The following is a 15,641-nucleotide window of genomic DNA, read 5'->3' on the forward strand; positions in this document are numbered from 1 at the left end:
AGAAGGCTGGCAGGCCCGTGGGGGACTTAGAAGGTGAAGCGGGCGCCCGCCGAGTAGCGCGCATCCTGCTTGGTCACGAAATTGATGTTGCGGTCCGAGCGAAGGTGGCCGCCGCGATTCTCGCCCAGGATGTTGATCCCTTCGGCAAAGATCGTGACGCGTGGCGTGATCGCATAGCTGATCGTGCCGTCGAGCTGGCCATAGGTGTTGACGTAGACCGGGTTGGTGCCCGCTGCGGCCAAGAACCCCTTGCGCCAATTGTAGGCGGCACGCGCGTTGATGCCGTATTTGTCGAAGAACAGCACGGCATTGGCGCTGTCCGACAGACCCAGCACCGCAAATTGCGCAACGCTCGAGGGTTTGGTGTTGTCGTACTTCTGGTTGCTGTTGACGATCGTGTAGTTGAGGATCGTGCCGAAGCCGGTGTTCCAGAAATTGTGCTGGATCGCGAATTCGAAGCCATCGATCGCGGCGGTCTGGCTGCTGTTGAACGGCGTCGAGACGATGAAATTCACCAGCGGATCGTTCGCCTGCGCGATGATCGTGCCGTTGACCACCGAGCCCGGATAGTTGGTGCCGATGTAATCGCGGATGTTGGCGAAGGTCAGATCCTGGCCGCGCGCAGTCAGAGCTGCGACCGCCGCCTGATAACGGGGGCCGTTGTAGGGCGTGGTGATGCCCGGGATCGTCGTGTTGACCTGGGTCGTGCTGATGTAGTTCGACACGTCTTTGTGGAAGTAGCCGACCGAGATGTAGCTGTCGCGGGTGTAATACCATTCCGCCGACAGATCGATGTTCTTCGACTTGTAAGGCACGAGGTTGGGGTTGCCGACCGCACCGGTGCCGCCACCGACGCGGAACAGCTGGTCGATCCGGCGACCGCCCTGCAGACTGCCGTAATCCGCACGCGCGATCGTATGGCTATACGATGCACGCAGCTTGACGTTCTCGAGCGGCTGGAAGTCAAAGTCGACCGAAGGCAGCCAGTTCTCGTAATTGCCCTTGAACGTCGTGAAGCCGCTGCCCTGGAACAGCACGTTGAATTCGTTCTGCGAATTCTGCCGCGCGCCGACCGGCGTGGGCACGAGCGCGGACGCAGAGACGTCGGTATGCTCGTACCGCAGACCGGCGATCAGGTGCGCGGTGCGCGAGAACAGGTCGAACTTGCCGTTGAACTGCGCATAGGCCGACATCGTCTTTTCGTGGACGCGCGAATCGGTGTTGTACGGAATCAGGCACTGGCCGTTGCCACCGCAGATCTTGTACGCCTGGTCGAGCAGCTTGACGACGCTCGGCAGGTCGAAGCTGTAGAACGACTTGATGATATTCGGGTCGTTCGCGCCGCTGATCCCGGAGAACTTGTCGGGGATGCTGGTCAGTTTGAACAGATTGTCGGGCAGCAATGCCGCCGCCGCGGCGCGCTGCGCCGGGCTGTCGCCGCCGGTGCCGCCCCAGGTGTCGTTCTGCAGCACGCTATAGGCCGAGCGTACCTTGTTGTCGGTATATTCCGTACCCCAGTCCAGGCTGTCCATGAAGCCGTGGCCGTGGTCGTAATGGCCGCGCACCATGACCTGGTTGATCTCGTCGCGGAAATAGGAATTGCGGAAGGCGTTGCCGGTGGGAACGATATTGGCCGCATTCAGCGGATCGATGCCCGAATACATGTTGTACGAGATCACGGGCAGTTCGTGATCGAAGTTCAGCGTCTGGTTCTGGACGCCGAAGACGGCGGTGCCGACCGAGTTGCTGTTGCCGTACGGGCTGTTCGGCTTCGATTCCGCGGTCGAGTGATGCGCATCGAGCGTCATCGTCACGCCACCCGGCGCATTCCACGTCAGGTTGCCGCCGAGCGACTTGTTCTCGTTGCGCACCGAGGTCTGCGACGCCGAATAGGCGAGATCCTTGGTTTCGCCCGCGCCGAAGCGCTCGGTGTAGAAGATCGGGCCGGCGACCGGGCCGTTGGTCCACGCACTCAGCGTGTCGTTGTGGTTGTACCAGATGCCGACGCTATTGTCGCGGATGTCGATCGTGTTGCGCGCGTAGGTGTAATCGATCGTCGCGGTCAGATCGTCGGTCGGGCGGAATTGCAGCACCGCCTGGCCGTTGATGCGCTCGCGCCGGCCATTGATGACGTCGTAGCCGCCGTTCTGCGGCACCTGATACACGTCGGTAGCCTTGGGCCGGTTGGTGATGTTGGCGTAGCGCGGGTCGCCTGGCATCGCCAGCGACCCCCAGTTGTTCTCGTTACCCAGATAGCCGTCGCGCCAGCCGATGTTGGCGGTGTTCGAACTGAAGTTGCGGCGCTGGTAGGTGCCGTTGATCAGGATGCCGATACGGTCGTCGGCGAACGTGTCGGAGATGATGCCCGAGATTTCGGGCGTGATGTCCTTGCGGCCGTTCTGCGAGGTGTCGACGACGCCGCGCGCCGCGATCGACCCGCGCAGGCCGGGCTTGTCGAGCGGGCGGGGGGTGCGGACGTTGACCGTCGCGCCGATGCCGCCGGTCGGGATGCTGGCACGACCGGACTTGTAGACCTCCAGCGCTGCCACGCCTTCGGACGCGAGCGTCGCGAAGTCGAACGCGCGCGAACCCGGTGCGCTGTTGCCATCGCCGATGAACGACGTTGGCATCTGGCGGCCATTGAGCGTGACGAGGTTATAGTCGGCGCCGAAGCCGCGAACGGTGACGAACTGGCCTTCGCCGTTCGAGCGGTCGATCGACACGCCGGTGATCCGCTGCAGCGATTCGGCGAGGTTCGTGTCGGGGAACTTGCCCATGTCTTCCGCGCTGATCGCGTCGACGATGCCCTGGGCGTTGCGCTTGATGTTGACCGAATCGCGCAGGCTGGCGCGGATGCCGGTAACGACGATGTCGCCGTCCGCCTGGCCCGCAGTGCCATCGGCCGTGGTCGGCTGCGGATCGGTCTGCGCCGGGCCGGTCTGGCCGACGGTGGCGGCGGCATCCTGCGCCGCGGCGGCAGCCGGCAGCATCAGGGCGGCGGTCGAGACGCCGATAGCGAAGTGCGAAAGCAGGCGAGCATGGACGCTGCGCATGGAAATCCTCCCCAATAGCAAAAGGGCGCGGTTGTCGCCGCGCTTCTTGGGAACGTTCACTCTTGCAAAGGCCCAAGTGTGTCAAGACGTGTCTGTACGTCGCGATCCGAGATTGTGAACGTTCTCTGGACAGGCTGGCACAAATGCAACACAAGCGGCCAAAATCGGATGTTCGGGAGGATGACGGTGACGAAGGCAAGGATGGCCGGCGGGCTGGCGACGATCGCGCTGGTCGCAGCGGGGATGACCGCACAGGCACAGGCACAGGCGCAAACGGCGCAGGTGGGTACGGCGAGAGCGCAAACCCCGTCGAACGGCGAAGCAGGCGGGCCCTCGTCGGCCCGTGCCCGCGCCGACCGGATCGTCGCGCGGATGACGCAGGCCGAAAAGATCGCACTGGTCCACGGCCTGTTCCCGCCGATGGCAGCGGGCAAGACCTCGAACGAACTCATTCCCTCCGCCGGGCATATCGACGGCATCCCGCGCCTTGGCGTGCCGCTGGTGCGCGAAAGCGACGCGTCGCTCGGCGTCGCCAATCAGGTCGAGCAGCGCAAGGGCGATGTCGCCACCGCACTGCCCTCCAGTCTCGCCACTGCGGCAAGCTTCGACCCTGCGATCGCGCAGGCGGGTGGCGCGATGATCGGGTCGGAAGCGCGCGACAAGCGCTTCAACGTTCTGCTGGCGGGCGGCGTCAACCTGACGCGCGATCCGTGGAACGGCCGCAACTTCGAATATCTGGGTGAGGACCCGCTGCTCGCGGGCACGCTGGGCGGCGCGCATATCACGGGCGTCCAGTCGAACAACATCGTCTCGACCATCAAGCATTTCGCGCTGAATGCGCAGGAAACCGGGCGCATGGTGGTCGATGCGCGGATCGGCGAGGCGGCGCTGCGCATGAGCGACCTGCTCGCCTTCCAGATCGCGATCGAGAAGGGACGTCCCGGATCGGTCATGTGCGCCTACAACAAGGTCAACGGCGACTGGGCGTGCGAGAACAAGCATCTGCTGACCGACGTGCTGAAGCGCGATTGGGGCTATCCCGGCTGGGTGATGAGCGACTGGGGCGCGGTGCATTCGACCGTGAAGGCGGCCAATGCCGGGCTTGACCAGGAATCGGGCCAGGAGCTCGACAAGGCCATCTATTTCGGCGCGCCGCTAGCCGAGGCGGTGGCGAAGGGGGCAGTGTCGGAGGCGCGGCTGGACGACATGGTCGCGCGCTATCTGACCGGCCTGATCGAGACGGGGGCGTTCGAGAAGGCGGTGCCCGCACGCACCGTGACCCCCGATTATGCGGCCCATGCGCTGGTTGCGCAGCGTACCGCCGAGGCAGGCATCGTACTGTTGAAGAACCAGGGCGATCTGCTTCCGATCGCGCGCACGGCGAAGCGGATCGTCGTGATCGGCGGCAACGCTGATGTCGGCGTGCTGTCGGGCGGCGGGTCCAGCCAGGTGCGGTCGGTCGGCGGGGCGCCGGTGGAGATCCCGCTGTCGACCGGCGGATCGGCGTCGTTCGCCCGGATCACCTATCACGCCTCCTCGCCGCTCAATGCCCTGCGCAAGGCGCTGCCGGGGGTGACGGTCGATTGGGTCGACGGGCGCAATTTCAATGCGACGCTGGACGCCGCGCGTAAGGCGGATCTCGCCATCGTCTTCGCGACGCAATGGACGACCGAGGCGGATGACGTGCCCGACCTGCATTTGCCCAACCAGCAGGACGCGCTGATCGCCGCGATCGCGGATGCCCAGCCCAAGACGATCGCGGTGATGGAAACGGGCGGCCCGGTGCTGATGCCGTGGATCGCCAAGGTGCCCGCGGTGGTGCAGGCCTGGTATCCGGGGCAGCGTGGCGGCGAGGCGCTGGCCGCGATCCTGACGGGCAAGGTCGCGCCGTCCGGGCGCCTGCCGATCACCTTCCCGGCCGACGCATCGCAGCCGCCGCGCCCGCGGCCGGTGGGCCTCGACCGGATGACCGACCTGCAGGCGGCGGCGGCGGCAAACCCGGCGGCGGCCTCCAGCTATCAACTGCAAAGCTTTCCGGTCGATTATGTCGAGGGTGCCGACGTCGGCTATCGCTGGTACGAGAAGAAGGGGCTGAAACCCCTGTTCCCGTTCGGCCATGGCCTCACCTACACGCGCTTCGCCTATAGCAATCCGGTGGTGACCGGCGGCAAGACGCTGAGCGTGACGTTCACCGTGACCAACGTCGGACGGCGCGAGGGCGTGGACGTGCCGCAGATGTACGTCGCACGCGACGATGGCGCGACGCCGATGCGGCTGGGCGCCTTCACGCGTCTCGCCCTGAAGCCGGGCGAGACGCGGCGCGTGACGTTGACCGCCGAACCGCGCATCGTCGCCGATTACGACACCGGATTGCCCGGCTGGCGGATCGCAGGCGGCCGCTATCGGGTCGCGCTGGCGCAGGATGCGGCGGATCGCACGATGGTGCCGACCGCGACGCTCGAGCCGCAGACGATGAAGCCATAGGGCACCGTCGCTGACGTGGATTGCCGGGCGGCGCAAAGGAGCGCAGGGGAGGGCGATGGCGTCCCGATTTCCCTTGCGCTCGCCCAGCTTCCTGGGGGCGGTGGCGCTGGCCAATGCCGGTGGCGTCATCGCCTATCTGCCGCTGCTGACGCTGCTGTTGCCACTCAAGGTCGAGGGGCTGAGCGGTGAGGCGCGGATCGGCGTCTTCACCGCGACCGTGTTCGCCGGTGCCATCGCCGCGAGCATATCGAACGTGCTGTTCGGCTGGCTCAGCGATCGGTCGGTGGCGCGCGGCGGCGGGCGACGGGCGTGGATGGCGGGCGGCGTGGCCGCGACCGCGGCGAGCTACGGTGGTCTGATCGTCGCGGCGACGCCGGTCGCGCTGGTCGCGGCGCTTGTCGCGTTTCAAGTCGCGGTTAATGCGCTGCTCGCGCCGATGATGGCGATCATGGCGGAAGAGGTGCCGGACGCGCAGAAAGGCGTCGCGGGCGGCCTGTTCGCATTGGGCGGACCGCTCGCGTCGATCGTCTCGACCGTGCTGGTCGGGCAGGCGATGCTGACGGAGGCGGCACGGTTCGCGATCCTGCCGGCGGCGGTTGCCGCCTGTATCGCGCCGCTGTTGCTGGCCCGCGCCCGCACCGCGGTGGCGGATCGCGATCCGCGTAGCGACGTGCGCGCGTCGCGTCGCGACCTGATCATCGCGGGCGTGGCGCGCCTGTTCGTCCAGATCGCCGGGGTCGTGACGCAGACCTATCTGCTCTATTATTTCGAGAGCATCGTCCCCGCGGCGGAGCGAGCGGGATTGCCCGCCCGGATCGGGCATCTGCTGACGATCGCGTTCATCGTCCCGTTGCCCGCGGCGTTGATCCTGGGCCGGCTGTCCGACCTGACGCGGCGGCGCAAGCCCGCGATCCTGCTAGCCGCGCTGATCGCGGCGGCGGGGCTCGCCGGTATGGCGCTGGCGCGGGGATGGCCGGCCGGGGCGGCGGCATTCGTCGTCTATACGCTGGGGTCGTCGGTGTTCGTCGCGCTCAATGCGGGCGTCGCGATGCAATTGCTGCCCAATCCACGCCATCGCGGGCGCGACCTCGGGCTGCTCAACCTCGCCAATACCTTGCCCTCTCTGCTGGGACCGCCGCTCGCCTGGGTCTTTGCGACGCCGCACGATTTCGTCGGCGTGATGCTGGCGCTGGCCGTACTGGCGGTGGGCGGTGGGCTGACGATGCTGTGCGTCCGGACGGAGCGATAGCGGGCCGGACGTGACGGCACAGGCGGAAACGGGGATGCCGGTCTCCGCCTGCCGCCTTCGCGCGCGTCAGAAATCGAAGCGGATCGCGGCGCCGATCGTACGGCCGTTGATCGAGCGCGCGCGGACCAGGCCGTTGGCCGGGATCGCGGCGTCTTCCGCTTCGGTGATGCCCTTCACGTTGAAGATATTGTTGGCGTTGACGTTGATGCTGACATTGTCCGCCGGGCGGATCACGATGAAGCCGTTGACCTGCGTATAGGCCGGCATCTTCAACTGGTTGACCGGCTGCGTGTAGCTGGACGTCGTGCCGATGACGTTGGCACCGATGCTGATCCGGCCGAAATCCACCTGTGGCGTCGCCTGATAGACGAAGGATGCCTGCCGCTGCGGACGCTTGCCGTTCAGCGTCGCGTCGGTCGCATCGCGCGTGATCTTCGAGTCGGTGTAGGTGCCAGCGGCGGTCAGCGAGAACGGCCCGCGGCGGAAGCGGCCTTCCAGTTCGACGCCGGTCGCTTCGTAATCGCGGCTGGTGAACTGCTGTTGCGAGAGCAGGTAGTTCGTCTCCTGCGTCCGCGCGTTGAACACGGTCGCATACAGGCCGATCGGGCCGGAGGTGAACTTCACGCCGCCTTCGGCCTGCTTGACGAAGTCGTACGGCTTGGCACCGTTCACCAGCGCGCCGGTGGTGGTGTTGACCAGCGGGCCGAACAGCAGGCGATCGGCGTTGACCCGGCCGCCGCGGCTGTAGCGGGCGAAGACCGCGAGCGTATCGCTGAGGCGATAGTTGGCGCCCGCCGAATAGGACAGATAGTTGTAGTCGTAGTTCACCGGCGCGCGATTGGCGGGCAGGAACGCCACCGTTTGTTCGGCGGGTGAGATCACGCCGTTGCCGTCCATGTCCTGCGCACGTGTCGTGACTGCGCCCGGCAGGTCGCCGCGGATGCCGCCCTTCGCCGAGCCGAAGTCATAGCGGACGCTGGCGTCGACGTTGAGCCGCCCGACCTCGAAGCCCAGCTGTGCGAACGGCGCGTTGGTGGTGTAGCGCACGTCATAGCTGCGGCGGCAGCAATTGCCGAAGAAGGACGCCGAATAGAGCGTGCCGCCTGCCGTCTGCGACACGCCGGCCGCGTTGCGGATATCGACCAGCACGGATCGTCCATCGCCCTGTACCGTCTGGAAGAAGGACGTCCACAGCCAGTCGGTCTTCACGTCCTGACGCGAATTATACATACCGGCCGCGATCGACAGCGCACCGCCGCCCAGATCGACCTTGCCGTTGATGCGCAGGTCGTTGGTGATGTTGTCGAGGCTGTTGAGCTTCACGTCGAACAGCACGACGCTGGCGAGCAGGCCGTTGCCGCCGAGCGCCGACGGATTGGTGATCCGCTGCCCGGCGAGCGGCCCGCTGGCGTAGAAGAGCTGCGCATTGGCACCGGCGAAGCTGTTGGCGGTCGTCTGCGCGTCACCCACCGACGCGGGGAAGGGCGAGACGAAATCGCCCGAAATCGCCGAATAGCGGAAGCGTTCGGTGATGTTCCAGCCGTCGGCGATGCGGAACTGCCCTTCGAACCCGACGGACTTCACGTCCGGATGCATGCCGTCGCCGATCTGCCGGCGGACGGGGTTGTTGTTGCCGTCCAGCGTCAGCACCGACTGGATGTAGCGGCTGTGCAGCGTATCCTCGTTGATCGAGAAGCCGGGGACGTTCTGGTAATTGGGGTCGCCGTTGCTGCCCGTCACCCGCACCGGGTTGGGAAGGAAGGCGATGCTGCGATCGTCGAGATACTTGCCGTACAGGCGGATATAGCCGCCGTCGAATTCGCGGGTGATGTTCGCCTTGATCTGACCGCCGCGCATCGCGTCATAGCCGACATGGCGCGGGCCGTCGCCGATCCGGTAGAAGCCGCTCATTTCATAGCGCGTATTGGCGTCGATATGGCCGCCATAAGCGAAGTCGGCGCGATATTCGCGATAGTCGAGGCCGCTCGACAGCTGGAACGAGCCGCCGTCCTTCTCGCCCGTCTTCGAGATGAAGTTGATGATGCCGCCCGGCGAGTTGCTGGCGAAGGTCGAGGCCGAGCCACCGCGGACCGATTCGATGCGGGCGAGCGACAAATCGTTGCGGATGAAGATGTCGGCATTGCCGAAGATGATGTCGCCGAATTCCAGCACCGGCAGGCCGTCTTCCTGCAATTGCAGGAACTTCGAACCACCGGACGCGACGGGCAGGCCGCGGACCGAGATGTTGGCATTGCCTTCGCCACCCGATGCCTCGACGCGAACGCCGGGCAGGTTGCGCAGGATTTCGGCGGTGTTGCGCGGCGGGATCTTCGAGGTGAGATCGGCGTCGAGCGAGCTGACCGAGATCGACGTGTCGAGACGGTTGCGACCCTGGGCGACGCCGGTGACGACGATGTCCTGACCCTGATCGGGCGCCGGCGCGGCATCGGCCTGCGCGGCATCGTTCGCTGCCGTATCGACGGGCGCGGGTGCGACCTGCGCGTGGGCGGTGCCGGCGATCAGCAGCGCGGCAGTGGTCAACAGATAATGGCGAGCCTTCATGCGATCCTCCCTGACACCGACTCTCTTTCGAAGTCTGCGAGGAAAGAGATAGCATTGCAGCAATCGATTGCAATGCTCATTTTCAATCGATTGCGATTGCGACGGACGTGTGGCCGATGGGCGACACGATATCGCAACGCAGGCGCCCTTGGCGTTGCCGGGCTTGCTCTGCCATGACGGGTCCACACGGAAGAGAGGATGACGGCGATGCGACGGGCGATGACGGGATGGCTGGCCGGCGTGGTCTTGATCGCGGCTGCACCCGCCGCGGGCCTGGCGCAACGCGTCACACGCGTGTCGACCACGCCGCCGCGCCTCACCGCGCTGCCGATGGCGGTCCATGGTCGCGCGGCGCGGGATGGGGAGGGAATCGTCCGCCAGTGGCCGGGCGGCTATGTGGAAACGGCGGTGCGCGGCGGCGGCGTGCTGTTCCGGGTCGGCGCCGGGGACGTGGCGCTCCATGTCCTCGTCGACGGGCGGGCGGTGGACACGCTCGTCAAGCCCGCGCCGGGGCTTTACCGGATCGGCGGGCTGTCGGACGCGCGTCATGTCGTACGGGTCGAGGTCGCGTCCGAAAGCCAGGCGGCGCCGACCGGCCTCGGCCCTTTCTACGCGGAGCCCGGCACCGTGGCCGCGCCACTGCCCCGCCGTGCGCGGCAGATCGAGTTCGTCGGCGATTCGCACACCGTCGGTTATGGCGTCACATCGCCCACACGCACCTGCTCGGAGGCTGAGGTGTGGGCGACGACCGATACGTCCCGCGGCTTCGGTGCGATGCTGGCCCGGCGTTATGGGGCGGACTATCAGGTCAACGCGATCTCCGGCCGCGGCGTCGTGCGCAACTATAATGGCTTCGCGGCGCCGAAACTGCCCGAGGCCTATCCGTACGTCCTGTTCGATCGCGCCGTGCAGGCTTCGGAGCCGGAGTGGCACCCGCAGGTGATCGTCGCGGCGCTCGGCACCAACGATTTCAGCACGCCGCTGCATGCCGGTGAGCGTTGGGCGACTCGCGCGGCGCTGCACGCCGATTACGAGGCGACGTATCTGCGCTTCCTGCGGACGCTGCGGGCGCGCGATCCGGATGCGCTGATTGTCCTGTGGGCGACCGACCTCGCCGATGGCGAGATCGCGGCTGAGGAAGGCAAGGTGGTCGCCGCGATGCGCGCGGCGGGGGACCGGCGCATCGTCTTCGTGCCGGTGACGGGCCTCGCCTTCGGGGGGTGCAACGCACACCCCTCGCTCGCCGATCAGCGCATCATCGCCGATCGGATCGGCGCGGCGATCGCCGCCAACATGACCGGCTGGCGTTAGGGGGTAACCGGGGACACATCGGCGGTCATCCCAGCGAAGACTGGGATCTTCCGGTGATAGCACGCCGGATGTCCCGCGTGTGGCATCGTCCCGTACGGTTACGGCGTCAGCCGCACCGTCACCACCGGCTGCGGCGTGTCGCGCAACGTCAGCCTCAGCGTCCCATCCGCCGGGGCCGGCACGGCGATCGAGGCGCCGGTAAATCCGTCCGGCACTGGCACGCTCTGTCCGCCGCTGGCGATGCTTCGGATCAGGAACAGCGCGTCGCCGGTGAGCGTGCATGATCCGCTCTTAGGGCAGTGCCAGGCGGTCAGCGTCGGCAGGCGCACCAGCGTCGCCAGCGGCTGCCACGGACCCGCGACGCCGCTCTGCACCAGCCGGAAGCGCAGCGCCCCATGCGCCGATGCGCCGAGCGCGGTGGTGGGGACGAGCGAGGCGATCCCCACCTCTGCATCCTGGAGCTGGAGCGGCAGCGTCACCGATCGCGAGGCCTCGCTTGCCGTTACCTCCACCGCATCGCCGGGAGAGAGGCGCACGTCGCCCCCGACCCGCAGAGAGAAGGTCAGCCGAGCATCCTGCGGCACCACGTCGTCCCCCGTCAGCGCGATCGGCAAGGCGGGGGCGGGGCCGACCCGTTCCACGGATTTCGCGACCAGCGTCGCCTGTGGGCGTGGCGCGCCGATCGTCACCTTCAGCGCGATCTGGCGGCCGTCGCGCAGCGTCACCTTCGCCTCGCGAGCCTGTTTCGGCTGGAAGGCGCCGACATCGGCCATGTCCGTCACCATCGGCAGCCGGTCGCCCGTGCCGGAGCGTTCGAGCGTCCCCGGCCGAAACAGCACGCCCGCCATGTCGAGGCTGGCGACCTGATCCAGCCGCGTGCCGGTCAGTACACCCTGCCGGTCGCCGGCGTGCAGGTCGAACCCGGCGATCCGGCTCGATTCGGCGAAGGTCCGCAAAGCCAGTCGTTGCGGCTGGTCCGATCCATAGCCGTACAGCGCCAGCGTCACAGGGCCCGGCGTCGCATCGGCCAGCGGCACCTTCAGCGACAGGCTGTCCGCATCCGCTGCCGTCCAGGCGACCGGGCGGGCGGCACCGTCCGCCTGTTCCAGCACGACGCGGGTAACACAGGGCGCCGCGCCGCCGACCAGCCGTAGCGGGGTCTCGCGCCCGACGATCAGCGTGGCGTCGTCGGCCACCCGCCACGTGCGACCCGCGGTCGCCACCAGTCGGAACGTCGGCCCCTCGAACGGCTGAAAGCCCCACAGGCCGTGGACCGTCGCGTCCGCGCTGGGCCCGAAGGCACCGTCGGTCTTGCCGAGGACGAAGCCGCCGCCGACTGGATCGATCGTCAGCGGCACCTCGCGCGTCTGTCCGTCCGCGCCCTTGACGCGCAGCGTCAGGTCGCGGGCATAGCGGGTCGCGAACACCAGGGGCGCCCCCGCGACCGGCAGCAGCAATCCGGGCCGGCTGGCGCACAGCGCGCCATCCACCCGCGCCGACAGCGGCGGCAGGATCGGTGCGGCAACGCCGGGCAGCGCAGCGACCAGCACCGATTGCGGCTTGCGGAACGAGGGCACGGTGTTGAGCAGCAGCGCGGTACTCGTGTCGTGCTGTACGCCGAGCGCTGGAATGAACTGGAGCTGCGCCGACTGGAACGCGCCGAACAGCCGCACGACGTCGCGGATCACGCCGATATAGGGGCTGTAATAGCCATAGCCCGCCTGGGGAGTCGAACTGAGCTGCAAGGCGATGTCGGCAGGCGTACCGGCCAGGGTCTGCGCGATCGAGCTGGTCTGCGCGTCGGCGAGCACGGCGGCGTTGCTCGATTGAGTCAGGCAGGCGGCGCGCGCGTCGGGCTGGCGCAGCAGGCAGTCGGTATCGAGCTTCACCGCAAGGCTGCGCGCGAGTTGCGGCGAAACGTCGGCCAGCTCCGCCGGATCGCGATGGGTGACGTTGGCGACGAAGGTCTCCAGCCGCGCCCGGTCGAGCATCGCCTGATTCAACTCCTGCGTCGCGCGCACGAACGCACCGGGTCGTCCGCGGATCGCCGACGACACGGCATCCAATGCGCCGCCGGTATCGGGGACAAGCAACACGATCGCCTGCTCCGCACCCACGGGGACGGTCGCGTCGATCGTCGCCTTCTTCGCCTTCCACGGTTCGGCATCGAACAGCCAGTCCTTGGGCGGCGGATTGGTCGCGCCACGCAGGAAGGCGAGCACGAGCCGATAGCGCGCACCCTGTGCCCGCGGCAGATCGACCGCCACGCGAATGCGGTCGCCCACCGCCAGATTGGGCACTTGTGACAGGGGAAGCGTAGCGCCGCCGTGCGTGACGCTGACCGTCAGCGAGGGGCCTGCCAGATCGAACCCCGTCGATTGCGCCCCCGCGTTGCCGACACCCATCACGGCGAGCGCACAAGCGGCGAACAGGACGCGGGTCCGGCGAGCGAGGGCGGTAGCGGTCACGGCCTCGCCTCTTAATCCCGCGGCGCACCAAGGCAATCGCCACTGGTCGCATTCCGGCGCCTTGGCCCGGGCAGCGACGGCCTATGCACCGGGACTCCGCTATGGCATCCGTCCGGACCAGAGTGACGAGGGAGGGGCCGCATGGACGACGCCACAGGACGGATCGATCGGCGCGCGATGCTGCTGGGCGCAGGTGCGGCTGCGATGGTGGCTGGCGCGGCATCCGCGGCGCGCGAGCCGTTGCACACGCCGGCCGGCGGCGGCGAACTGCCGCCGGCCTGGGAAGCGGCGGAGCGGATTCCCTTGTGGGATGGCGCCCCGCCGGGCGGTCCGTTCGTGGCGCGTAAGGATCTGGAGCGGCGCGGCCCCACCTTCGTCACCGGCGTGACGATGCCCGACCTGCACGTCTTCCAGCCTGCCAAGGCGAACGGCCGGGCGCTGCTGGTCATTCCGGGCGGCGCCTACAGTTTCGTGTCGATCCGCAACGAGGGGGTCGGCGTGGCGAACGTGTTCGCCAGGTTGGGCTATACCGTGTTCGTGCTGACCTATCGCCTGCCCGGCGAAGGCTGGACGCCGCGCGCCGACGTGCCGTTGCAGGATGCCCAGCGCGCGATGCGGCTGATCCGGGCGCGGGCGGCGCGCTACGACGTCGATCCCGCCAAGGTTGGGGTGCTGGGCTTTTCGGCGGGCGGGCACCTCGCCGCCTCGCTGCTGACGGGGTATGACGAGCGCGTCTATGCCCCACGCGACGCCGCGGATCGGGGCAGCGCGCGACCGGATGCCGGTGGGCTGCTCTATCCGGTGATCGCCGCCGCGCCGCCGCTCACCCATCCGCTGTCCGCGCAGCTGCTGCTGGGGCCGAACCCGGATGCGGCGCTGGTGGCGCGGCGTTCGCCCGCGCAGCATGTCACCGCGACGACCCCGCCGACCTTCCTCGCCCATTCGATGGATGACGGCGCGGTGCCCTGGCAGAATAGCGAGCTGTTCCTCACCGCGCTGAAGGCCGCAAAGGTGAAGGCGGAGGCGCACTTCTTCGAAGAGGGCGGCCACGGCTATGGCATCGGCCCCGACAATGCGCCCGCCGGCCTGTGGCCGCAGCTGTTCGCGCGCTGGCTCGACCGGACGCTGGGGTAACGCCCTCTCGACATCGCCGCGCGCGCGGTCGATGGGGCGGGGATGGAGCAGGATCAGCGTGAGCCGGGCCGCGTCGGCCGATGGCGCCTTGCGGGCTTTGCGGCCGGCGACTTCGCCTTCAACCTCTATTGGCAGAGCGCCATGCTCTACCTGCTGTTCTATTACACCGACGCGCTCGGCATCGGGGTGGAGACGGCGGCGGCGATCTATTTCGCCGCATCGGTGTGGGACGGGATCGTCAGCTTCGCGGTCGGCGCGCTGGTCGATCGGCATGCCGCGCCCGGCCGCTATCGCCTGGCGCTGGTCGGGGGTGCGGTGCCGCTGGGGCTCGCCTTCGTCGCCGCCTATGCGCCGCCGCCGGTGACGGGCGTGGCGGCGACGGTGTTCGTCGTCGTCGGCCATCTGCTGTTCCGGACCGCTTATGCCTGCGTCAACATCCCCTATCTCGCCATGTCGGCGCGGGTGAGCGGGGACGATCGCGACCGCTCGTTCGTCGCGGGTTTGCGCATGCTGGCGGGCACGCTTGCCGCGGTGGTCGTGGCGATCGGCACGGTGCCGCTGGGCGGTGCGCTGATGCAGGTGGGGGAGGGGCCGCGCGCCTTCCTGGGCGCGGCCTGGCTGTTCGCCGGGATCGCCAGCCTCGTGCTGGTCAGTGTCGGCTGGACGTTCCGCGATGCTATCGCGGCGCAGGACGGGCCGGTAGGGCCGGTGCCCTCGATCGGCACTTCGCTGCTGCTGGCGGTGCGCAACCGGGCGTTCGTGACGCTGGCGGGGGCGATGATGGCGATGATCGTCGCGACCACCGTGCTCAACAAATCGGTGCTTTATTATTTCAAATATGCGGTCGGCGACGAGGGCGCGGGGCAGCTGGCGCTGGCGTCAATGATGGCGGTGAGCGCGGTGGCGGTGCCGGCGTGGATGGCGGTGGCGCGCGGCATCGGCGTGCGGCGGCTGTGGTTCGTCGCGGTCGGCCTGTGTGCCGTCGGCCTGATCGTCTTCGCGCTGGCCGATGTCACCCGAGCGGGCGCGGCGCAGCTATTCCTGATCGCGATGCAGGCGGCGACCGTCGGCCTGCACTTCGCCTTTTGGGCGATGCTGCCCGATGCGGTCGACCATGGCCAGCGCACGACCGGCGTGCGGGTCGAGGGCACGTTGTTCGGCCTCGCTGCGCTGTTGCAGCGGGTTGCGATCGGCCTAGCAACGGTGGTGATCGGCCAGGCGTTCGGGCAGGCGGGCTATGTCGCCAATGTCGCGCAGACGCCCGAGGTGCTGGCGACGATGCGGACGACGATCGCGCTGATCCCGTTGGGCTGCTTCGCACTGTCCGCGCTGGTGATGGCGTTCAACCCGATCCGCCCCCGACGGTAATCGCCGGGGGCG

The 15,641-nt window shown here is 67.9% G+C and carries 8 protein-coding genes; 5 read left to right on the plus strand and 3 right to left on the minus strand.

Annotation, left to right across the window (positions count from 1 at the left end):
* Positions 1–26: 26 nt before the first annotated feature.
* Positions 27–3,053 (minus strand): TonB-dependent receptor, encoded by a 3,027-nt coding sequence (locus ACGVWT_RS03765; protein ID WP_315461629.1) that lies wholly within the window; start codon positions 3,051–3,053, stop codon positions 27–29.
* A 201-nt stretch (positions 3,054–3,254) separates the two neighbouring features.
* Here ACGVWT_RS03765 and ACGVWT_RS03770 point away from each other — a divergent pair, with 201 nt between their 5' ends.
* Positions 3,255–5,537, plus strand: coding sequence for a glycoside hydrolase family 3 protein (locus tag ACGVWT_RS03770; RefSeq protein WP_315461663.1), 2,283 nt, complete (start codon positions 3,255–3,257; stop codon positions 5,535–5,537).
* 55 nt (positions 5,538–5,592) lie between these two features.
* A complete protein-coding gene (locus ACGVWT_RS03775; protein ID WP_315461628.1) occupies positions 5,593–6,786 on the plus strand; it encodes an MFS transporter in 1,194 nt (397 codons plus the stop codon).
* A gap of 66 nt (positions 6,787–6,852) precedes the next feature.
* Here ACGVWT_RS03775 and ACGVWT_RS03780 read toward each other — a convergent pair whose 3' ends face one another.
* Positions 6,853–9,348 carry a TonB-dependent receptor domain-containing protein gene (locus tag ACGVWT_RS03780; RefSeq protein ID WP_315461627.1) on the minus strand — a complete coding sequence of 832 codons (2,496 nt, stop codon included), beginning with the start codon at positions 9,346–9,348 and terminating at the stop codon, positions 6,853–6,855.
* A gap of 198 nt (positions 9,349–9,546) precedes the next feature.
* Here ACGVWT_RS03780 and ACGVWT_RS03785 point away from each other — a divergent pair, with 198 nt between their 5' ends.
* A complete protein-coding gene (locus ACGVWT_RS03785; RefSeq protein ID WP_315461626.1) occupies positions 9,547–10,659 on the plus strand; it encodes a GDSL-type esterase/lipase family protein in 1,113 nt (370 codons plus the stop codon).
* Between the two features lie 98 nt (positions 10,660–10,757).
* On the opposite strand, the gene ACGVWT_RS03790 is transcribed toward ACGVWT_RS03785, so the two are convergent.
* Positions 10,758–13,127, minus strand: coding sequence for a hypothetical protein (locus tag ACGVWT_RS03790; protein ID WP_315461625.1), 2,370 nt, complete (start codon positions 13,125–13,127; stop codon positions 10,758–10,760).
* Positions 13,128–13,268: 141 nt separating this feature from the next.
* Here ACGVWT_RS03790 and ACGVWT_RS03795 point away from each other — a divergent pair, with 141 nt between their 5' ends.
* Both ACGVWT_RS03795 and ACGVWT_RS03800 read left to right on the plus strand, forming a co-directional pair.
* The gene (locus ACGVWT_RS03795) at positions 13,269–14,261 is read left to right on the plus strand and encodes an alpha/beta hydrolase (protein ID WP_315461624.1); all 993 of its coding nucleotides are present in this window, start codon (positions 13,269–13,271) and stop codon (positions 14,259–14,261) included.
* Positions 14,262–14,303: 42 nt separating this feature from the next.
* Entirely contained in the window at positions 14,304–15,629 is a 1,326-nt protein-coding gene (locus tag ACGVWT_RS03800; protein WP_315461623.1) for an MFS transporter, read from the plus strand.
* Positions 15,630–15,641 lie beyond the last annotated feature (12 nt).

It is taken from the genome of Sphingomonas sp. S6 (assembly GCF_043498045.1).
Classification (GTDB): domain Bacteria; phylum Pseudomonadota; class Alphaproteobacteria; order Sphingomonadales; family Sphingomonadaceae; genus Sphingomonas.

What these genes read in the sequence shown, in the direction of transcription:
- ACGVWT_RS03765 (WP_315461629.1), bottom strand. Translation starts at nt 3,053, where the DNA reads ATGCGCAGCGTCCATGCTCGCCTGCTTTCGCACTTCGCTATCGGCGTC.
- ACGVWT_RS03770 (WP_315461663.1), top strand. Translation starts at nt 3,255, where the DNA reads ATGGCCGGCGGGCTGGCGACGATCGCGCTGGTCGCAGCGGGGATGACC.
- ACGVWT_RS03775 (WP_315461628.1), top strand. Translation starts at nt 5,593, where the DNA reads ATGGCGTCCCGATTTCCCTTGCGCTCGCCCAGCTTCCTGGGGGCGGTG.
- ACGVWT_RS03780 (WP_315461627.1), bottom strand. Translation starts at nt 9,348, where the DNA reads ATGAAGGCTCGCCATTATCTGTTGACCACTGCCGCGCTGCTGATCGCC.
- ACGVWT_RS03785 (WP_315461626.1), top strand. Translation starts at nt 9,547, where the DNA reads ATGACGGCGATGCGACGGGCGATGACGGGATGGCTGGCCGGCGTGGTC.
- ACGVWT_RS03795 (WP_315461624.1), top strand. Translation starts at nt 13,269, where the DNA reads ATGGACGACGCCACAGGACGGATCGATCGGCGCGCGATGCTGCTGGGC.
- ACGVWT_RS03800 (WP_315461623.1), top strand. Translation starts at nt 14,304, where the DNA reads ATGGAGCAGGATCAGCGTGAGCCGGGCCGCGTCGGCCGATGGCGCCTT.